This is a genomic window from Pedococcus sp. P1_H8 (genome assembly GCF_056405175.1).
Genome location: NZ_JBFUCP010000004.1, coordinates 128,709 through 149,457, shown reverse-complemented (window position 1 = coordinate 149,457; position 20,749 = coordinate 128,709). Strand labels below are relative to the sequence as shown.

Annotated in this window: 15 protein-coding genes; 9 read left to right on the top strand and 6 right to left on the bottom strand. The window is 69.0% G+C overall.

The window, feature by feature from the left end; genetic code table 11:
* Positions 1 to 17: 17 nt before the first annotated feature.
* Both AC1DYG_RS06090 and AC1DYG_RS06085 read right to left on the bottom strand, forming a co-directional pair.
* Positions 18 to 371 carry a cupin domain-containing protein gene (locus AC1DYG_RS06090; RefSeq protein ID WP_477638996.1) on the bottom strand — a complete coding sequence of 118 codons (354 nt, stop codon included), beginning with the start codon at positions 369 to 371 and terminating at the stop codon, positions 18 to 20.
* 20 nt (positions 372 to 391) lie between these two features.
* Positions 392 to 1,165, bottom strand: coding sequence for a methyltransferase domain-containing protein (locus tag AC1DYG_RS06085; RefSeq protein WP_477638995.1), 774 nt, complete (start codon positions 1,163 to 1,165; stop codon positions 392 to 394).
* A gap of 103 nt (positions 1,166 to 1,268) precedes the next feature.
* Between AC1DYG_RS06085 and AC1DYG_RS06080 the strand changes: the two genes are divergently transcribed.
* Positions 1,269 to 1,931 (top strand): ArsR/SmtB family transcription factor, encoded by a 663-nt coding sequence (locus AC1DYG_RS06080; protein ID WP_477638994.1) that lies wholly within the window; start codon positions 1,269 to 1,271, stop codon positions 1,929 to 1,931.
* Positions 1,932 to 2,403: 472 nt separating this feature from the next.
* Here AC1DYG_RS06080 and AC1DYG_RS06075 read toward each other — a convergent pair whose 3' ends face one another.
* Positions 2,404 to 2,823 (bottom strand): nuclear transport factor 2 family protein, encoded by a 420-nt coding sequence (locus AC1DYG_RS06075; RefSeq protein WP_477638993.1) that lies wholly within the window; start codon positions 2,821 to 2,823, stop codon positions 2,404 to 2,406.
* Positions 2,824 to 3,219: 396 nt separating this feature from the next.
* On the opposite strand from AC1DYG_RS06075, the gene AC1DYG_RS06070 reads away from it, so the two are divergent.
* Positions 3,220 to 3,699, top strand: a complete 480-nt coding sequence (locus tag AC1DYG_RS06070) for a hypothetical protein (RefSeq protein ID WP_477638992.1) — start codon at positions 3,220 to 3,222, stop codon at positions 3,697 to 3,699.
* A 377-nt stretch (positions 3,700 to 4,076) separates the two neighbouring features.
* Here AC1DYG_RS06070 and AC1DYG_RS06065 read toward each other — a convergent pair whose 3' ends face one another.
* Both AC1DYG_RS06065 and AC1DYG_RS06060 read right to left on the bottom strand, forming a co-directional pair.
* Positions 4,077 to 5,579 carry an MFS transporter gene (locus AC1DYG_RS06065; protein ID WP_477638991.1) on the bottom strand — a complete coding sequence of 501 codons (1,503 nt, stop codon included), beginning with the start codon at positions 5,577 to 5,579 and terminating at the stop codon, positions 4,077 to 4,079.
* Between the two features lie 243 nt (positions 5,580 to 5,822).
* Positions 5,823 to 7,193: an alpha/beta fold hydrolase gene (locus AC1DYG_RS06060; RefSeq protein WP_477638990.1), complete on the bottom strand. Its 1,371-nt coding sequence runs from the start codon at positions 7,191 to 7,193 to the stop codon at positions 5,823 to 5,825.
* Between the two features lie 315 nt (positions 7,194 to 7,508).
* On the opposite strand from AC1DYG_RS06060, the gene AC1DYG_RS06055 reads away from it, so the two are divergent.
* A complete protein-coding gene (locus AC1DYG_RS06055; RefSeq protein WP_477638989.1) occupies positions 7,509 to 8,273 on the top strand; it encodes an HD domain-containing protein in 765 nt (254 codons plus the stop codon).
* Positions 8,274 to 8,402: 129 nt separating this feature from the next.
* Here the strand turns inward: AC1DYG_RS06055 and AC1DYG_RS06050 are convergent, their stop codons facing one another.
* Positions 8,403 to 8,582 carry a hypothetical protein gene (locus AC1DYG_RS06050; protein WP_477638988.1) on the bottom strand — a complete coding sequence of 60 codons (180 nt, stop codon included), beginning with the start codon at positions 8,580 to 8,582 and terminating at the stop codon, positions 8,403 to 8,405.
* Between the two features lie 188 nt (positions 8,583 to 8,770).
* Here AC1DYG_RS06050 and AC1DYG_RS06045 point away from each other — a divergent pair, with 188 nt between their 5' ends.
* The 6 genes from AC1DYG_RS06045 to AC1DYG_RS06020 all read left to right on the top strand — a co-directional run bounded on the left by AC1DYG_RS06045 (position 8,771) and on the right by AC1DYG_RS06020 (position 20,725).
* The gene (locus AC1DYG_RS06045) at positions 8,771 to 9,064 is read left to right on the top strand and encodes a heavy-metal-associated domain-containing protein (protein ID WP_477638987.1); all 294 of its coding nucleotides are present in this window, start codon (positions 8,771 to 8,773) and stop codon (positions 9,062 to 9,064) included.
* Positions 9,065 to 9,352: 288 nt separating this feature from the next.
* A complete protein-coding gene (locus AC1DYG_RS06040) occupies positions 9,353 to 10,318 on the top strand; it encodes an NAD(P)-dependent alcohol dehydrogenase (protein ID WP_477638986.1) in 966 nt (321 codons plus the stop codon).
* A 208-nt stretch (positions 10,319 to 10,526) separates the two neighbouring features.
* Entirely contained in the window at positions 10,527 to 11,987 is a 1,461-nt protein-coding gene (locus tag AC1DYG_RS06035; protein WP_477638985.1) for an MFS transporter, read from the top strand.
* 125 nt (positions 11,988 to 12,112) lie between these two features.
* The gene (locus AC1DYG_RS06030) at positions 12,113 to 13,750 is read left to right on the top strand and encodes a serine hydrolase domain-containing protein (RefSeq protein WP_477638984.1); all 1,638 of its coding nucleotides are present in this window, start codon (positions 12,113 to 12,115) and stop codon (positions 13,748 to 13,750) included.
* A gap of 309 nt (positions 13,751 to 14,059) precedes the next feature.
* Positions 14,060 to 17,332, top strand: a complete 3,273-nt coding sequence (locus AC1DYG_RS06025; RefSeq protein ID WP_477638983.1) for a heavy metal translocating P-type ATPase — start codon at positions 14,060 to 14,062, stop codon at positions 17,330 to 17,332.
* Positions 17,333 to 17,548: 216 nt separating this feature from the next.
* A complete protein-coding gene (locus AC1DYG_RS06020) occupies positions 17,549 to 20,725 on the top strand; it encodes an AfsR/SARP family transcriptional regulator (RefSeq protein ID WP_477638982.1) in 3,177 nt (1,058 codons plus the stop codon).
* Positions 20,726 to 20,749: the final 24 nt, after the last annotated feature.

Sequence of the window (20,749 nt, the reverse complement as noted above, 5' to 3'; positions counted from 1 at the left end):
CATCTGCGTCTCACGCCTCAGCTGGGCTTGGCATAGGCCTTGATTCCCGTGTCGAGCAGGACACAGGGCTCGTCGCCGTCGGTCCACGCGTCGTGCCCGGGGTCCAGGTCCACGACGTCACCGGGGCCGATGGAGACCTCGCTGCCGTCGTCGAACCGGACGGTCATCTGACCGGACAGGCAGATCCCCGTGTGGTGGGTCTGGCAGGAGTCGGTGCCGGCGATGGGCTTGACGTCGTTGGACCACCGCCAGCCTGGTTCGAACACACCGCGCCCTAGGGTGAAGCCGCCGAGGGTGACCACGTCCAGGTGGCCGTGAGCCTTGAAGGGGCGCTGCTCGTGCGGGGTGTCGATGTTCTGCTTCTCGGACATGGGTTCCTCCGGTGGTGGGTTTAATCGGTGGTCAAGGTGGCGAGGATGGAGATGCTCTTGACGCCATATTTGGCGCTGGCATTGCGGGCCTGGTCGGAGATGAACGCGTACGCGTTCTCGCGGAGATGGTCGATCGTGAAGCCTGCCGACTCGATGGCCTCCAGGTACTGGTCCTGCTGGGCTGCCCCGCCGATGCAGGATGCCCACAGGTCCGCGTTGCAGACGATGGAGTCCTTGAGCTGCTGCTCGCTGACGATGTCGGCGACCGCGAGCCGCCCGCCGGGCTTCAGCACTCGTGCGGCTTCCACGAACACCGCCTTCTTGTCCGGACAGAGGTTGATGACCCCGTTCGAGATCACGCAGTCCGCGGTGCCATCTCCCAGCGGGAGTGCCTCTATGCGGCCTTCTCGGAACTCGATCTGGGCGAGGCCGGCCTCGTCGGCCAGCCTGCGGGCCTTGTCCAGCTGCTCCGTGGTGTAGTCGACCCCGTAGACCCATCCGGTGGGGCCAACCAGGCCGGCCGCGCAGAAGGCGTCCATCCCTGACCCGCTGCCGAGGTCGACGACTGTCTCGCCGGGCTGGAGTGCGGCGAGGTCGAAGAAGTAGCCCACGCCGGCGAAGGACTCCACCGCGCCCGTGGGCACGTCCGCGAGCCGGTCGGCGTCATAACCGACGCGCAGCGCGACCGGTGCACCGAGCTCGAAGTGGAACTCGCCCTGTGGCTGCTGCGCCACCTGCTGGTACATGTCCTTGACCTTGGCCTCAAGCTCCTGCGGGTTCACCAAGATCGTCATGGTTCACCCTCTTCGGGATATTCAATGATTCACTTGAATAAAACTCCTGTAGCGTGGGCCTTGTCAAGGGAAATCTTGAATAGCAGGGTGAGAAGAGGTGACGATGGCAGACCACGCAGCAAAGGCTGCTCTGTATGACGCCTTGGCGGAGTCGGCCAAGGCGCTGGGCAACGGGCGGCGTGCGGAGTTGATCGATGTGCTCGCTCAGGGCGAGCGGTCGGTGGAGGAGCTTGCCGCCGAGATCGACCAGACCCTCGCCAACACTTCCCAGCACCTGCAGCGACTGTTGCGCTCCGGGCTGGTTCAATCACGTCGTGAGGGGACCCGGATCTACTACTCCCTGGCCAGCGAGGTGGTGGGTGACCTGTGGCGGACTATGCGACGCGCCGCCCAGGAGCATGTTTCCGGGCTCGAGCAGCTGGCTGCCGACTACCTCGGTGACCGCAGCACGCTGCGGACCATCACCCGCGACGTCCTGCGTACCCGGCTGCGCGACGGTGACGTGGTCGTGCTGGACGTACGACCCGAGGCGGAGTACGCCGCCGGCCATATCCGCGGAGCGATCTCGATCCCGATCCATGACCTGAGGTCGCGTCTTGGCGACATCCCTGACGGCGCCGAAGTGGTCGCCTACTGCCGCGGACCGTTCTGCGTCTTCGCCGACGAGGCCGTCCGGCTGCTCAGCAGGAAGGGCATCAGCGCCGCCCGGCTCGAAGACGGTTTCCCAGAATGGAGCGAGGCTCACCTGCCGGTCGCCCGCCCGTAGTGGCCGGATGTTACGACACCAGGAACCAAGCCCCTCGCGGCGCCGCGCCGAACGCCAGGTCGTGGTCGTCCAAAGGGGCTGCCCGATCCGGGGGAGTTGCATCACCGGCAAGATCACATTTCTCGCGATTGTTCCTTCCCTTGCCCTGGAGGGACACTGGGCGCTTCATTCGCTGTGGGGGTATCGCGCCCGCCCTACATGCCATCAGGGCTGCCTCCGAACCGCCTGCGGTTCCGGCGATGCTCGGGCAGCCTTCGCAGGCGGTACCGACGGCGACGCCTTCGAGTGCGAGTCGGACAGCTTCCTGGGTGAGGAACGTCAGGGTCGGCCGTCCGCTCTCGGCGGCCCCGACGGCGACGTGCAGGGCGACGGTGGCGCGCTCGCGCCTTCGAGTCCCGTGGTGAGGCTGCTGGCTGCTTTGTTGTCCATTGTGGTGCCCGTCGATGTGGTACGTCGCTCCCAGTGGAGTCGGTCAGGTGCGGTTCTCCCGCTGGAATCCGGAGCACAGGAGGTCTATCGACGCGATGCGCTCGCCGGCTTGCAGGTAGGCCTGCTGCTCGATGACGTGCCAGGCATCGTCGCCCCAGGGCGTCGGATGCATGCGGAGCCGCCACGCCACGTGCGGCCTGCCAGCGACCTCGCCGACGGCACTGTCGAGCACCTCGAACTCGTGGGCGCCTCCGAACCAGATCTGAAGGTTCTCCACGATCTGGGCGGCTCCGTGAAACGCGGTGGGTCCGCTGGGAAGCATGGCGCGCATGGTTGCGTCGGCCTCGAAGCACGCGGGCATCCGGTCAAAGTCGCGTGCGGCCAGAGCCTCCAGAAGCTGGGCGCCTGCCGACCTTCGATCCACCCGGTTCGGCCGGGTGGGCGTTGTCGTGGTCTCAGTCATGTCAGCACCTCCGCATATTCAAGTGATTACTTGAATATGATCCCGACATGGAAACTTGTCAAGAGAAATCTTGAATAGAGCCCTCTCACGCCTCAGGGAGGTCGACCGGAATGCTGACGCGGGCCCCTTTCGGTATAGCCGTCCTCGAGGCGAGCGGCCTGGTAGCCAGGGTCGGGTCATGGCGGGCCGGGAAGCCGAAGCTGACCGACCACTTCGAGGCGTTCCGTAGCACGCTCGGGATCGGAGTGCATGGTGCCGCCCGTTCGGAGCTCTCCGTAACGGCGGCTGTCGTACTAGTCCGATCGGGCGAGCCGGTCGCCGTGAGGTCGGAGGAACGTGCTGTGGTGCGGGCCTGGTGGGCCGCTCCGGCGCATCGCCCGCGTGGAGGAGCTGGCTATGAGAGCTTTTGCGGTTGTGCGCGCCACCCTGGTTGCTGCCGCGACTGGGGCCCTGATGTTCACTGGGACGGCGGCCATGGCTGCTGCCGGCTCTGTCACGACGGTTGTCCACGAGCACCAGGGCACGGACACCTTTGTCGACGTGGGTCCCGAGTGCGGCTCGACCGAACTCTTCGAGATCACCGTCACCTACAACTCGGTGGAGAAGCAATCCATCTTCGCCGACGGGCGAGAGCACGACACATTCACCCAGACTGGGACCTTCGAAGCGGTCTCGCTCGAGACGGGACGGACTGCGACCGGACACTTCACCGTCTGGGGCGGTTTCAACGTCAACGGAAAGAGCGTCAACGGGACATTCACGTTCAACGTCAACGGCGCCTACGACGACGGTCAAATGATCAGTGCCCACTCGGTCGACCACTTCAGCGGCATCCCCACCGGAGCGGTCTTCGAGTGGTCGAAGTGCCAGGGCTGATGACCGGCTGAGGTGATCTTCGACTCGAGGCGTTTTCTACCGGTGGGCGTGTACTCCACGTAGGCCAACGGCAGACGTGTCTTGAATGCGGGTAGGTGTAGCCACATGTGTAACCGGGAGGTGGCGGGATGGCGGGAGACGCGGCGCGACCATCAGGACGCGACACCGAAATTCGTGGGGCAGGGGAGATGGAACGGGACTTGTGAGACGTGGACAGGGCTGGCTCATAATCCGGAGGTCGCAGGTTCAAATCCTGCCCCCGCTACCAACGCGTCAGCGACAGAAGGCCCGGACCACTGATCCGGGCCTTCTGCTGTCTCCACTGGCTTCTGAGCGCTGGCTTTCGAAACACCCCGTGACCGGTCACAGCAGTGAGCTCACTTCGACTCTCGGGCGACCGTGATTCCGAGAGCAGCGGCGGCCAGTGCGACGACCGCCGCGGCGGTGAAGGCCGCCGAGAACCCGGTCGCACCGAGCAGGCCCGTGTCCGTGGCTCCCACCGAGATGCCGATCGCCGTGAACGTGGCCGTGCCGAGCGCGGCCCCGACCTGGGTCGCGGAGCCTGCCAGGCCGGACGCCAGGCCCGTGTGCGACTCGGGAGCGGCCGACGCGATGACCATGGTGGTGGGCGTGAAGCTGAGGGCGACACCGATGGCGACGAGCAGCAGCCCGGGGAGGACCGCGACGAGGTACCCGTCTGCTGCGGGTGCATAGGCCAACCACAGGTGGCCGGCGGCCAGGACCACAAGCCCGATGACCAGGGTGCGCTGCGGACCAAGCGCGCGCAGGACCCGGGGCAGCAGCGCGAGCGAGACGGCGAACCCTGTGAGCGAGGTGGGAACCATCGCGAGCCCGGCCTGCTGCGGAGCCATCGCGAGGGCCTGCTGGAGGTAGAGGGCGACGAGCACGAAGGTCGAAGCGCGCGCGGCCCCGCCGAGGACGGCCAGGGTCACGCCGGTGCTGAGGGTCCTGGACCTGAAGAGCTCGAGGGGCACGAGGGGGTCGGGGGTACGGCGTTCGACGGTGACGAAGACCGCGACGAGGGCGGCGGAGCCGGCAAGGCTTGCGAGAACGGTGGGGGAGGCCCATCCGCTTTCGGCGATGCCGAGGGCGCCGTGGACCAGGGCGAGGACGGCACCGGTGATGGCGGCCGCGCCGTGCCAGTCGAATCGGCGGCGCACGCCCTGCGCACCCTCGGGGAGGCACTGCGCACCCTCGGGGAGCACGTACCGAGCCATGGCGACGGCGGCGACCGAGATGGGCACGGTCACGAAGAACACCGCCGACCACCCGAAAGAGCCGACGAGCAGTCCGCCAGCCATGACACCGGTGGCCCCTCCGAGCGCTGAGGCGGCGCCCCAGATGCTCATTGCCCTAGCTCGCTGCGGTCCGGGGAAGGTCAGAATGAGCAGCGACATGGCGGCTGGGCTGAGTGCTGCGGCGCCGACACCCTGGACGATGCGCCCGCCGAGGAGGAGTCCTTGGTCGGTTGCGAGGGCCGAGAGCACGGTGCCGAGGGTGAACATGGCCGAGCCGGCGACGAACATGCGGCGGCGGCCGAACAGGTCGGCGGCGCGGCCTGACAGCAGCAGCAGGCCGCCGAATGCCAGGACGTACGCGTTGACGACCCAGGTGACGGCGGTGGGACTGAGCTGGAGATCTGCCTGGATGGAGGGCAGTGCCACATTGACGATGGAGGTGTCCAGCATGACGACGAACTGGGCGGACACCAGCAGCCCGAGTGCGACCCAGTGGCGGCGGCGCGCGAAGCGGTCCGCGGTTTCCACGTCATCCGGGGTTGCCCGGCGGAGGGTGGAGGTGCGGGTCTCGAGGGTGGCGGACACGAGGTCCTCCTTCAGCGTGGTCGGGATGTCGTTCACGTTCACAGTGCCGCCAGCGCCGGGGTGCTCGCGCCGGTCAAATGGCCGGGAAACCGGCAGGTCGAGGAACCGAGTAAAGCCTGAGGACGGGGTCCGGAGCGGCCCGCCACTGGTGGCGGGCCGCTCCCCGGGCCGTCGCCACCTGGCAGGGGGTTGGCGGCGTGGCCTCGGCGGTCACCTGGGAAGGGGGTTTGAGGTGACCGGGAGTTTGTGTGCTGCGTGAGCGCTGATGCAGGGGTGGTGTCAGCGGGTGGGCAGCGGGGTGTGGGTGCGGGCGGCGGTGACGACGTCGGAGATGGCGGTGACGGTCTGGGCGGCACCGGTCCTGTCGGTCAGGAGACCTACGTGCGACAGGTTCTCGACGGTGTGCCGGGAGTTGCTCGACAGGGCAGCCATCGCGTTTTGCGCGGTGCCCCAGCCGGGCTTGGCGTCGACGTTGTCCTTTGCGGTCAGCACGACCAGCGGGGTGTCTCCCAGGGTGGTCAGTGCTTGAGCCTGACGGAACGAGACCGGCAGCGCGGCCTGGTCGGCGCGCGTGTTCGCCATTCCTCGGGGGCTGTTCGTGAACGCGGCCAGCTGCGCACCGGCCCTGCCGGGCAGCGACGGCGTGCTCACGGCCTGGAGGGCGTGACCGACGCCGAACCGGAACACGGTCGGTGCGATGGCCAGGACGCGGCGCATGATCTGGTACTCGCCGTTGAACGGCTTCACGAGCTCGACCTGGTGCGGGCTGGCGCTGTCGAGCAGGACGACACCAGCGACGTCGGCCGGGTACAGGTGGGTGTAGGTCAGGGCGTGGACGCCGCCGCTGGAGTGTCCGGCCAGGACGAACGGGCCGGTCTCGCCGGCCGCGGTCAGCAGCTTGTGCAGGTCGGTCGCCGCGGTGGTGGCGTCGGCCGGGTTCGCCGAGTCGTCGCTCCAACCCTGGCCAGCGCGGTCGTACGCACAGACACGGCTGGTTGAGGCGGCGGCCGGCTGGACGCGCGCCCACAGGGGAGACGTCTCACCGAGCCCGTTGAGCAGCACGACAGTCGGGGAACCGGTGCCGGTGCAGTTCAGGTGCAAGCGGTACCCGCCGACGTCGACGAGCTTGCCGGGCATGGGGCCGGCTGCGGCCTGCGGCGCCCTGGTCGCGGCCTGGTACAGGCCGCCGAGTCCGGCGAGGAGCATGGCGAGGGTGACCGGGTAGACCCAGAGGCGGGCGCGGCCTGGGATGTCGTGGCGAGTGCGTCGCTCGACCCACACGGCCAGCACCACCAAGGCGGGGGCCCATACCCACGCCAGGCGGGACATGGCTGGCTCGCCCGGGTTGACTGCTGCCAGGACGGCGCCGGCGGTCGCCAGGACGGTAGCGGGCACGTACGCCCATCGCTGCGGGCGGGTCGTCTTGCGAGTGGTGAGGAACGCGAGCATGGCCCACCCGGCCGCGAACGCAACCAGGGCGGCGCCGACGACGCGGGCCTCGGACGAGTCCGGTACGACACCGAAGACGAGCGCGGCGGCGCCGACCACGCCGGTAGCCATGGACGCGAACGTGATGCGGCCCATCGGGCCGACCCGTGTGGCCGGCGAACTGGTCGCGAGCTCGGTCGGGGTGCTGCGGGTGGTGGTCATGACGGTTTCCCCTTTCCTGGCCGTCCGGGAGTGGTCGGCCACAGGCACCACGGTCGCGGTGAACGGATTTGCTCGCCCCGGTCACATGGCCGGGATTGCCGCCTCTTGGTTGGTGCGTCATCGACGCTAGGGACGGCGGGTTTCCGGCCTCTGTCCGGCGACTGTCGCCCCCGACGCCTGATGCGCGGGCCACGGCCGCACCGATTGCCGGCGGCAAACGTCACGGGGGCAGAACCCGGTCACTTGACCGGGGCGAACCACCCGGCCCTTGCGTCAACCTCGAAGCAGATCAACGCTGTGAAGAAGGAGTGCCACATGAACGCCGACACCCGAGTGGGAACGCACGCCTGGACGATGCGCACCGGCGGCCACCTGCAACCCGCAGACACTCGCCGACTGCTCGTCGACCTTGCCCGCGCCCACGCCACCAACGCCGTGGGACGCCTCGCCCTGCTGACGCACCTGCACCCGGGTCGGAACGCGTACGTGCCACCCGACCGCCTCGTCCCCCCGAGCTCGGCCCTGACGCGCGCAGCCACCGACGCCGCCACCAAAGTCCTGCCCACAACGCTGCTCAACCACAGCCACCGCACCTACGAGTTCGGCCGCGCCATCGGCGAGCTCGAAGGAGTCGACGTCGACGCCGAGGTCTTGTATGCCGCAGCCCTGCTCCACGACACCGGCCTCGTCCTCGCCAACGGACGCGACGACTTCAGCCTCACCTCAGCTCGCATCGCCAGAGATGTCGCCGAACACGTCGGCCTGTCCAGCGCCGCAACCGAAACCCTGCAGACCGCCATCACCATGCACCACAGCCCCCGCGTCACCCTCGACGCCGGACCCGTCCCCTACCTGCTCTCCGCCGGAGCCGGTGTCGACGTCGCTGGCGTCCGCACCTGGCAGCTACCCGCAGCCACCCTCAACGCCACCGTTCGCGACCACCCCCGCGACGGTTTCAAGAAGTACTTCACCCAGTCATGGGCCAACGAAGCGGCCCGCGTCCCGCAGGGCCGCGCCCGCCTCCTGCTTCGGTATGGCGCGTTGAGGGCCGCCATCCGCTTCGCACCGTTCGACGAATGAACACCCTCATCCCAAGACCCACCCCGCTCGCAAAGGGCCCAGTGACACGCAGCAGCCGGTTGACCAAGACCGGGTTGTGCGCCAGCGCCGTGCCGGTAGCCGCGCACGGGACGGCGGGTGCCGGGCCGGTCACCACATCATCAGACGGTCGCCCGTGGCGAGCACGAGGACCTGCATCGTGGGCGTCTCGCCGTCACGGCGAACCGGAGCGTGCTGTCGGTCCCGGGACTGCGAGAAGTCGCCGGCGTAGTAACCGTTGTGTGGGTGAGCCAGGTGCCGTGACGTGCCTGACTCTTCTTCGACAGACATCCATGCAGCCATCGGTCTCACGTCCCCTTGCTCGGTGCGGGTGGCCCCAGTCGGGGTCCTTGGGACCACCCTGCGGCTCGCCTCTTGCCCGGCCCTGTCTGGGCTCTTTCGCTGTGGGGGCCATCGACCTACCCATGCGGCTGGGGCGTGTCGGTGTGGACAGTCGACGGACAGCGCAGCATCGCATCGTGGAGGACAAGTCCTACACCGGAGGTGATTGCTGCATGCGGCAGCTCAACCTGTTTGTCGGCGGCATGAGCTGCCGACGCTGCGTCAGAGAAGTCACGGCGCTGCTGCGCGACGTGCCCGGAGTCGTCACGGTCAGTGCCGACGCAGCCCGTTCCGTCATCCACCTGAGCGGAACGATGCGACGCCGCGACGTCATCGCCGCGTTCGCTGGCTCAAGCTTCGTCCCGTCGCTGCTGCCCGCCACCACGGAGCCGGTGGCCGCTCCAGTTCACTCGAACGGGTCGACAGAGTGAGGACAGCACGGGGACAGGGGCCCCGGCAACGCTGGCCCCACCGGGCCCCACCGGGCCGCACGTGGCAGCTTCCTGCCGCCATCCTCACCTCCACTGTCCGCGACCACGCCCGCGACGGGTCCACGAAGCGCTTCACCCACGCCTAGGCGGATAAAGCTGCCCGCGTCCCCCAAGGCCGCGCCCGCCTCCCTTCGCCGCTACGGCGCGTTCACCGCCGCCATCGCACTCGCCCCGTTGGACGAGTGGCCCCGAACCACACACGCACAGCCACCCCGCAAAGGACCCGTCATGAAAGCCATCGTCCAAGACCACTACGGCAACGCCACCTCGCTCCGGTTCGACGACATCGACCCACCCACGGTCGGCGACAACACGGTCCTCGTCCAGGTCGTCGCCGCCGGCGTCGACCGCGGCGCCCTGCACTTCATGACCGGCCAGCCGTACCTCATGCGGCTCGGCACCGGGCTGCGAACCCCGCGAGTGCGCGTCCCCGGCGTCAGCTACGCCGGCCGCGTTGAAGCCGTCGGGTCCAACGTGACCGGCTTCGCTGTCGGCGACGAGGTCTACGGCGCCGCCCGCGGCACGTACGCCGAGTATGTGGTGGCGTCACCAACCAAGATGGCGCACAAGCCCGCCGAGCTCACGTTCGAGCAAGCCGCCGTGCTGCCCTACGCAACGTTCGCAGCCCTTCAGGCAGTCCGCGACCACGCAAAAGTACAGGCCGGCGAACGCGTCCTGGTCGTCGGCGCCACCGGAGCCGTCGGCAGCATCGTCGTCCAAGCAGCCAAAGCAGCCGGCGCCAACGTCACGGCAGTCACCGGACCCCGCAACCAGCAGGCCGCCATCGCCCTCGGAGCCGACCACACCATCGACTACACCCGCCATGACTTCACCGACGGCACCCGCACCTACGACGTCATCATCGACGTGTTCGGCCGCACCCCCACCCGACAGTTGCGCCAGACCCTGACACCGAAAGGACGGCTCGTCATCGCCGGCGGCGAAGGCGACCGATGGGTCGGCGGCATCCAACGCCAGCTTGGCGCCATCCTCCTCAACCCGTTCATCGGCCAGAGCCTGCGAATGTTCCTCGCCAAGGAGAACACCGACACCCTCGAGCGCATGAACGACCTCATTGCTGCGGGGACGGTCCAGCCGCCGGAGACGCAAGGCCACCCGCTGGTCGAGGCAGCCAACGCAGTTGCCGCCCTCGAAGAAGCGTCAACGGCTGGACGGCTCGCACTCACCATCTGACCGGCCGCGGCGACCGCATCATGCGGTCATCGGACAGAAGCCCGGGTCGGCGCCTGACGCCGGCCCGGGCTGCTGCCCGCCGCCACGGAGCCGGTGGCCGCCCCAGTCCACTCGAACGGGCCGACAGAGTGAGGACAGAACGGGGACAGGGGCCCCGGCAACGCTTGCCGCACAGCCACCGTCGGCTGACTGACACGAAAGAGGCACCATGTCTTCCACCTCACCCGTTGCGGGGCGCCAGAGCAACCGGCGCTGGCTGGCCCTTGGCCTGATTGCCACCGCACAGTTCTTCGTCATCATGGACACGTCCATCATCGGAGTCGCCCTGCCCAAGATGCAGGCCGACCTCGGCTTCACGGCCCAAGGCTTGAGTTGGGTCTTCAACGCGTACGTCGTCGCGTTCGGCGGATTGCTCCTCCTCGGTGGTCGGCTGTCTGACCTGTTCGGCGCCCGTCGCATCTTCTCCATCGGCTGGGCCATCCTTGCCGCCGGCTCCCTCGTTGCCGGTCTCGCCCAGAACGGACCAGTTGAGCTCATCGGCCGGGCCGTGCAGGGCGCCGGGTCCGCGCTCATCGCGCCCGCCGCCCTGACCCTGCTGTTCACCACGTTCGGCGCCACCCACAAGGAGCTCACCCGTGCGTTGGCGCTCTACGGCGCGGCCGCTCCTGCCGGTGGCACCGCCGGGGTGTTCCTCGGCGGCGTCCTGACCCAGTACGCGAGCTGGCCGTGGGTGTTCTTCATCAACATCCCGCTAGCCGCCGCCGTGCTCATCCTCACCCCCGCGGTCATGCCGCAAGGCGCTCGCACCCACGGGTCGCTGGATCTCGCCGGAGCGGTCACCGTGACCGGGGGGCTTGGCACCCTCGTGTTCGCCATCGTGCAGGCACCGAACACCGGCTGGACCTCACCCACCACCGTGACCGCGGCCCTGGCCGGCGTCGTCCTGCTGGCTCTGTTCGTGGTGCTGCAGGCGCGGCTACGTCAACCGCTGATGAGGCTCGGCATCTTCCGGGCATCCAACCTCGCGGCCGCCAACGGTGCCCAGTTCCTGCTCGGTGCCGCGTGGATTCCGATGTTCTTCTTCATCAACCTGTACCTGCAGCAGGTCCTCGGCCTGGGTGCGTTCGCCAGTGGAGCTGCCCTGCTGCCGCTGACCGTGACCATCATGGTTGGAATGGTCGTGGCTGCCCCGAAGCTCATCGCCCGGTTCGGGCCCAAGACCATGACCGTCACCGGTCTGGCCACCCTCGCTGCGGGACTGGTGTGGCTGTCCCTCATCCGGCCCGACGGCACGTTCCTCGTCGACGTCCTGCCGGCGACGCTGGTCACCGCTGCCGGTATGGCGATGGCATTCATCCCCTCACTGGGTCTGGCCCTTTCCTCGGCGGCGCCCCACGAAGGCGGGCTCGCCGCCGGCATCGTCAACACCAACTACCAGGTCGGGTCCGCCCTCGGCCTGGCCGGCATGACCGCGGTGGCTGCCGCGTTCGGCGGCCCCGGCGGCGACCTCGCCTCACTGACCGACGGGTTCTCCGCGGGGCTGCTCGGCGCCGCCGCTATCGCCGCCATCGGCGCTGTCGTCACGGCCGCCTGGCTGCGCACCCAGCAGCCGACCACGCAGTCCGCCGACTTCGCCACCGCCGGCGAGCCCGAGCACGCCGTGGCCTGACCCATCCCCAGGCTCCGCGCCTCCGGCGAGCACCTCACACCGCCGGGGGCGCGGCCCCCAACGCACCCCACGAACCCTCCCCAGCCACACCTCCGCGTCCCGCCCAGTCGCCCCTGGAGACCGCCATGTTTGACCAGCGCACTATCGCCGTCCCTGACAACCGCACCCGTCCAGTAGGGCATCGCCGCGCCCTCCGTGCCGTGCTGGGGGTCGTCGCCATGGCCGCGTTCGTGATGGTGGCCGCCGCACCGGCGCCCGCCACCGCCGATGTCGCTCCGCCAGCGCAGGGCACGGTCGCCGCGCGGGTCGACCGCTTCCTTGCCACCCAGCTCAGCGAGTCAGCCATCCCCGGTGCCGCAGTCGCCCTCACCCACGGTGACCAGGTCCTGATGGTCCGGGGCTACGGACACGACTCCACCGGTGCTGCGGTGACTCCCCGTTCCCTGTTCCGGGTCGCTTCGCTGAGCAAGTCCTTCACCGCGCTGGCCGTGATGCAGCTCGTCGACGCGGGCCTGCTGAACCTTGACGACCGCGTCCAAAAGCACCTGCCGGAGTTCCAGATGGCAGACCCGCGGGCCGCGCAGGTCACCGTGCGGCAGCTGCTGGATCAGACCTCCGGCATCAGCGACGCGGTCGTCCCCGACCTGAGCCGGCAGCAACCGACGAACCCGCAGGACGCCACCAGGAGCCTGCGGACGGCCAGGCTGGCTTCAGCCCCCGGAACGAAGTGGAGCTACGCCAACCCGAACTACCAGGTTGCCGCCCGCCTCGTCGAGGCGCTCAGCGGTGAGGAGTTCGGCCAGTACCTGAGCCGACACATCTTCGAGCCCGCCCACATGACGTCCACCACCTCGACCCTCACCGACGACCAACCAGTTCCCGGCCTGGCCGACGGTCACCTGCTCGCCTACGGTCACGCGTTTCCCACTGCAGCATTCGGCAGCTACACCGCGGGCGACGGCGGCATCGTCAGCTCTGCCGCAGACATGGCCCAGTGGCTGGTGGTGAACGCCCATGCCGGGCAGACCTCCGACGGAACCCGCCTCGTCTCCAGTCGCGGCATCCGGTTGCTGCACACCCCCAGCGCTCCTCGCGTCGGCTACGCCCTGGGCTGGTCCACTCGCGGCCCCACCAGTGCCCCTACCCGCCTCGACCACAGCGGCAGCCTCTTCACGTTCACCTCGCAACAGGCAGTGTGGCCGGCCAGCGGATATGGCGTCGTGATGCTGTTCAACAGCGGGTCCCCGATGGCCCTCGACCAGACCGCCATCACCCACGGCGTCTTCGACATCATCGAAGGAACGACCCCACCCACCAAGGCTTCGCACCTCACTCGGACCGCGGATTCGGTGCTGGGGGGACTCACCGTGCTGGCGCTCGTCCTGGGAACGCTCGGTGTCGTCCGCGCCAGCCGCTGGGCACGCCGCCGCGGCGGGCCTGTGCGGACGACCCTGAGGATGGTGCCGTCCGTCCTGGTCCTCGCCGTAGGGGCGGCCTTCCCACGGCTCAATGAGGTGTTGATTGGCCGCGACGTTACCTGGCGGGCTGCTGCGTACGAGTGGCCAGCGTTGGTGGCTTTCGTCGGTGCCGCCGTGGTCGCGGCGGCTGCCACCGTGCTGGCCCGGTCCTGGCGGTGGAGTGCCGCCCACCGCGCGACCCCCCAGCCGACACCAACGGAGCCATCGTCACGCAGGTCGGGCCACGTCACCAGCCCGCAGGACGGCGACACCCAGCCCGCGCTGTCCCCAGCCGTCGTCGGCTGACACCACCCCAACCCGGCGCGTTCCAGTCCAACTCATCGGTTCGAGCCCCAAAGAAGCCGCCGCACACCAGCAACCAACCCCAAGGAGAAGCACCATGAGCACCACCCAGACCTACACGGTCACCGGCATGACAGGTGACTACTGCGCTCGAGCAGTACGCGCCGAAGCCGGCTACACCCTGACCGCGTGACCGCCGCCCGGCGGGGCCATCCGAGCCTCGCCGGGCCACCGCAACGTCCGAAACACCGAGCGAACAGCGCCACCGCCGGTGCTTTGCCCCACAGGAACTTCACAGCCCCAGGAGAAGCAATGACCATTCAGACAACCACCGGCGCCGGCAGCGACCTGGACGCCGATGAAGGCAGCCAGAGCGAGACGTGCACCCTGCAAATCGGTGGCATGACGTGCGCGTCATGCGTTGGACGCATCGAGAAAGCGCTGAACAAGCTCGACGGCGTGACCTCAGCGCAGGTGAACCTTGCCACCGAGGTCGCATCCGTGACGTTCGCGCCGAACCTCGTTGGCGTGCAACAGCTCACCGCCGTAGTGACCCGTGCCGGCTACACCGCGACACCAACGGCCCCCCGGGCCGAAGCCCAAACCACCTCAGCCGACCACACCGCCGGTGACGACAGGGACCGGGACCTCCACCAGCTCAAACGCCGCTGGCAGGTCGCCCTCACCACCGGCCTGGGACTGATGGTTCTGATGTACGTCCCGCTCTACATCGACACCATGGACTGGCTGATGCCAGCCATCTTCGTTGTCGCGACCGTGGTCCAGTTCTGGGCTGGTCGAAGCATCTACGCCTCAGCCTGGGCAGCGGCCAAGCACCGCGCCACCAACATGACGACCTTGGTGGCGCTCGGGACCGGCGTGGCCTACGGGTACAGCACCTTCATCACCCTCTGGCCTGGCCTTGCGGAGAGCTGGGGTCTGCCGCTGCACGTCTACTACGAGACGTCGTTGGTGATCATCGCCTTGGTCCTGGCCGGCAAGTGGATGGAGGCAAAAGCCAAGCGGGCGACCGCGGCAGCGGTCAACGCACTGCTCAGCCTGGCACCTCCCACTGCTCGAGTCGTCAGGGACGGCCTCGAGGTCGACGTCCCAGTCGAAGAGGTCGTCGTGGGCGACACGGTCCGCATCCGGCCCGGGGAGAAGGTTCCTGTGGACGCAGTGGTGACCACCGGCAGCACCACCGTGGACGAAAGCATGCTCACCGGCGAAAGCCTCCCGGTCGACAAGGAGCCGGGTGACACCGTCATCGGAGGCACCCTGAACACGACGGGAAGCGTTCTGGTGCGCACCACAGCGGTCGGCGCCGACACCGCGCTGGCACAGATCGTGCGCCTCGTCGAGGATGCCCAGGGCGCCAAAGTTCCCATGCAACGACTGGCTGACACCGTGTCCTCGTTCTTCGTGCCAGCAGTCATCGTCGCGGCCGCCCTCACCTTCGCGGGATGGGCGCTCTTTGGACCCGGCTCGGACAACCTGACAATGGCAATCACCACGACGATTGCCGTGCTGATCATCGCCTGTCCATGCGCGCTTGGTCTCGCCACACCGACCGCCGTCATGGTCGGCACCGGCCGCGCCGCCGAGCTCGGCATTCTCATCTCCAACGGCGAAGCGCTCGAGCAGGCCAAGCGAGTCACAGCTGTGCTGCTCGACAAGACCGGGACCATCACCCGCGGACGTCCGGCCCTGACCAGGTTCACCACCACCGGCGGCTGGGACGAGAACCATCTCCTGTCCCTGGTCGCCGCAGCAGAGGCAGGCAGCGAGCACCCGGTCGCGCAGGCCATCGTGGCGCACGCCCGCGAGCTTGGCCTGCGCCTGGCCCAACCGCAGTCGTTCGACGCCGTCCCAGGCCACGGCTTGCAGGCCGTCGTGGACGGGTTCACGCTCAGCATCGGCAACAAGGCCCTCATGGACCGGGCCGGGGTCGATGTCTCGACGCTCGAACCAGTCGCAGACCGCGCGGCGGCCCACGGCGAGACACCGATGTACGTCGCCGTCGACGGCGACGCGGCCGGTCTGGTCGCGGTCGCCGACACCGTCAAGCCTGAGTCCGCGGAGGCCGTTGAGCAGCTGCACGCGCTCGGGCTGGAGGTGTGGATGATCACCGGCGACAACACCCTCACAGCCCGAGCGGTCGCCGCGCAGGTCGGAATCACCAACGTCATGGCCGACGTCCTGCCCGCGGACAAGGACGCGGCGGTCGCCCAGCTGCAGGCGCAGGGCCACATCGTGGCGATGGCCGGCGACGGCATCAACGACGCGGCCGCGCTGGCCCGCTCCGACCTCGGCATCGCCATCGGCACCGGCGCCGACGTCGCCATCGCCGCCTCCGACATCACCCTCATGGGTGGAGACCTGCGGGGCATCGTCTCGGCCATCGCCCTGTCCCGGCGGACCGTGAGCACCATGAAGCAGGGCCTGGTGTGGGCTTTCGGTTACAACGTCCTCCTCGTGCCGGTTGCGGCAGGGGCGCTCTACGCATTCGACGGACTCCTGCTGGACCCCGTCCTGGCCTCAGCGGCCATGGTGATGAGCTCGATCAGCGTGCTCACCAACGCGCTGCGGCTTCGGCGCTTCCGCAGGCCCCACTCGGCGCAGGAGATCCTGCACCCACCACTGCGGTCCCGGCTTGGCCAGTACGCCTACCTCACTGCCGTGGCAGTCCTGGCCTTGGCCATCGGCAGCGCCCTGACAGCGGTGAGCCGGATGGACTTCGCCGAGCGCGGGATGAACGGCCTGCTTGCGTGGAACCAGTCCACCGGCATGCCGATGCGGCCGGCCATGAGCACCATGATGAACGCCGACGTCCCGCCAACCGAGGCGGCGCAGGCCGGACTTGACGTGCGACTGTCCGTGCCGACCACAACCCGACCCGGCGTCCCGACCCGGGTGACTGCCACAGTCGTGCAGCACGGCAGCGGGGAACCGGTGACCGATCTGACGTTGAGCCACCAAGCGTGGATGCACATGATCGTCGTGCGGCAGGACCTCGCCACCTTCGCCCACGTGCACCCGCAGCCCACCGGGCACCCTGGCGAGGTCGCCGTCGAGATGACCTTCCCGGCACCTGGCCGGTACATCGTCAACATCGAGTTCCGCCGCCGCGGCCAAATGGGAGACGTGCACTTCCGCGAGGTCGTCACGGTGCCGGGCCCGGTGGCCGGTCCTCGCGAGCCCGTCACGGTGACCAGCCCTTCCGTGGAAGTCCAAGGAATCAACGTCCGACTCTTGGGCGATGCCCGCGTGGACGGCAGCAGCGACCTGCACTTTGAGTTCTCCGACGCCAGCACCGGCACGCCGGTGACCGACCTGCAGCCGTATCTCGCGGCCGCGGGGCACATCGTGGTCATGAGCGCCAACGGCACCTCATTCGCCCACGAGCACGCCGAAGTCGAGGACGAGCGCGGTCGTCCGGTGTTCGCCACACCGGGTCAGACCTTCGGGCCTGCGCTGGACGTCCGTGCCACCTTCCCGGCCCCCGGCACGTACCGACTCTGGGGCCAGTTCCGCCTCGCCAACGGCGTCGTGATCACCACCCCGTTCACCGTGCAGGCCAAGTAGGCACGCCGCCCGCCCGGCTCGCGTCCATCACCGAGTCGGGCGGCCGGACCTGAACTGACCGTGAAACGAACCCTGACCAGCCGGAACGACCCTCTCGAGGTGACGCAGCCGCCGACCAAAGACCCCCCAAAGACCGTTGCCGCCAGCCCCTCGTGACGGCACCATGGGCACCAACCACAGGGTTGGGGTGAGTCGTTGGAGACGTTGCGTTTCAGGGTGCTGGGCTCGACCGACATGCTTGTCGACGACGAGCCGGTCAACCTGCCCGGCGCAGCCGAACGTGCCCTGCTCGTGCTGCTCCTACTCTCACCAGGACGCATCGTCCCCGCGACCACCCTCATCGACCGGTTGTGGTCCGAGGCCGCGCTGCCGGCCGACCCCGTCAACGCGCTGCAGATCCGGGTGTCCAAGCTGCGCCGTGCCTTGCGAGACGTCGACCCGGACCTCATCACCCGGGAACACACCGGGTACCGCATCAACGTGGACGCGTCCGCCATCGACGCCGAGGCGTTCGTCGCCCAGCTTCGGCAAGCCCGCACAGAAGCCGCGCACGGCGAGTACACCCCGAAGCAGCTGCAGGCCTACGACGACGCCTTGGCCCTGTGGCGCGGCCAAGCCCTGGCTGACTTCCCCGAAGAGCACTGGGCGCTTGCCGAAGCGGCACGGCTGACCGAGCTGCGGCTCGCCGCGTTGTCCGAACGGGCCCAGGTCGCACTCGCCCTCGGGCTGCACCGGGAGGTGGTGGCCGACCTTGAACCGGTCGTCGCGAACGACCCCACCCTGGAGTCGCTGGCCGGGCAGCTGATGACCGCCCTGTACCGCAGCGGCCGGCAGGCCGATGCCCTCGAGGTGTACACGCGGACCAGGACCGTCCTGGACGAGAACCTCGGACTTGAGCCGTCCACCTCCCTACGGTCCCTGCACGAGCGGGTCCTTCGACAAGACCCGTCGCTGGGGGGCGACGGTGACAGTGCGCTGCTCGCGCCCGCCCCGGTCATGGCGCCCACCCGCCAACGGGGCCGCGGCGCGACCCAGGCGCCAGGCGCGTTGACGCTCACCACCACCACCAAACCGCTCATCGGCCGCGACGACCAGCTCGCCTCCCTGGGCATCATGCTCACCGACCAGCGACTCATCTCCCTCGTCGGGCCAGGCGGCGCCGGGAAGACCACGCTCGCCCTGGCCGCTGCAGCAGGCGCCGCGCAGGACTTCTCCCATGGCGCGGTCGCCGTCCGGTTGGCGCCGGTCAGCAACCCGGACCAGGTCCCGGTCGCCTTCGCGGACGCCCTCGGCGTCCCGCTGGACGGAGGCGCCGCAGACCGAGACATCCAGGACCGCTTGACCCGGTTCCTCGCGGGCCGGAACCTCTTGCTGCTCGTCGACAACTGCGAACACGTGGTGGACGCGGCCGCCACCGTGGTCGAGGACATCCTGGCCCGATGCCCGCAGGTCACCGTCATCACCACCAGCCGCGAAGCGCTCGCCGTGCCCGCCGAACTGCAGGTCCTCGTCGGCCCGCTCGAGACAGCCCCCGAACACGCTGGCCCGGACCAGATTCTGATCTACCCCGCCAGCCAGCTGTTCGCCGAACGCGCACGCATGGTCCGCCCTGGTCTGCTCATCGACGAGCAGGACGCGCAAGCCGTCGGGCGCATCACCCGCGCCCTGGACGGCCTGCCGTTGGCCATCGAACTGGCCGCAGCCCGGATGGCGTCATTGTCGCCCACCGAGATCTCCGAGCGTCTCGACCACCGGTTCGCCCTGCTCACCGGTGGGTCGCGGACCGCCGAAACCCGGCAGCAGACCCTGAGGGCAACGGTCGACTGGAGCTACGCGCTGCTCGAGCCGCGCGAACAAGCCGTGTTCGACGGGCTGTCAGTGTTCCGGGGCGGCTGGACCCTGGCCGCCGCCGAAGCCGTGCTCAGCGACGAGGGCATGGTCTACGGGGCGGTCCTCGATACCCTCGGCAGACTGGTCGAACAGTCTCTGGTCGTCGTCGACCCGGGCCGCACCACCCGTTACCGAATGCTCGAGACCCTGCGCGAGTATGCCGCCGAGCGCCTCGCGGCGCGTGGCGACGAGGACACGCTCGGGCGACGTCACGCGGACTTCTACAGCCGGTTCGCCCAAGACGCCGAGATGGAACTGCGCGGTCACGGGCAACGCGAGGCGCTGGTGCGTCTGCGGGCCGAGCAACCCAACATCCGGGCCGCGCTGGCGTGGCTGAGCTCACCGGGCGGAGACCTTGACGCCGCGCTGGCCATGGCGGGCGCGCTTGGTCTGTTCTGGCACCTCGGGCGCCACCTCGAAGGCCGCGAAGCCCTCGCCCGGCTGCTCGCATCCGAGGGTGCCAGCACAGACGCGATGGCCCGGGCTCTGCAAGCGGTTTCCATCGTCGAACGCCCCCGCGCGTGCCTGGTTCATCCCAGCCCCCGGTGCGCCGAGACGGCTGAACAGAGTCTGGGACTGTTCGAGGACCTGGGTGACACCTCTCGCGCCGCTCTGTCCCGGGTACTGCTGGCCGTCGAGGGCGTCACCGGGGCCCACACTGAACGCAGCGAACAGCTGCTGGCTCAGGCGCGGGACCAGTTCACCGCCGACGACGACCCATGGGGTCAGGCGGTCATCGGGTTCGTCCGGATGGAGACGGCGCTCAAGGCGGGACACCAGGACGTGGCCATCCCCACCGGCAGAGCGGCAGCCGCAGCCTTCCGCGAGCTCGACGACCCTTGGGGGCTCTCCGCCATCTTGTACCACCTCGGCTGGGGTCTTCGGCAGTTCGGCCGCTACCCCGAAGCCGCACGCACCCTCGAGGAAGCGATCGACGTGGCCACCAGCGCCGGCCTGTACAACACGGTGCAGTGGGCTCTGGCGGACCTAGGGGTGACCCATCTGCACCAAGGGCACCCGGAGCAGGCGCAGGACATGTTTGGCCGCGCCAGCGCTGCGTCCGAACACATCGGCGACGGCGCCGGCACGGTCCTGGCCGGCTATGGGTACGGGCTGATGGCGCAAACCGCAGGAGACTGGCCAGCAGCCCGCCACCGGTACGCGACCGCACATGACGGCTTCCGAACGCTGGGCACTCCCGTCCCGCAGGGGCTGGCCCTGGTCGGCCTTGCCCGCTGCGACGAAGCAGACGGTTACCTCGAGACGGCGCTCGATGGCTACCGGCACGTCCTGGACCTCAGCCACCAGGTAGGCGAACCGTCGTTGACCGCCACAGCCCTCGAAGGGTTGGGACGCATCGCCTGGGCCAGCGGGCAGGTAGAGGATGCTCGAGCAGTGCTCGCCCAGGCTGCCGAGGTCCGGACATCACGCAGCAGGCCGGCTCCGCCGCACGAACGGCGCGACCTCGCCGTGCTGGAGTCCACCGGCGTCCTCCCCACGTAGCGCCGGGCTTCCTCGGCCCGCGCG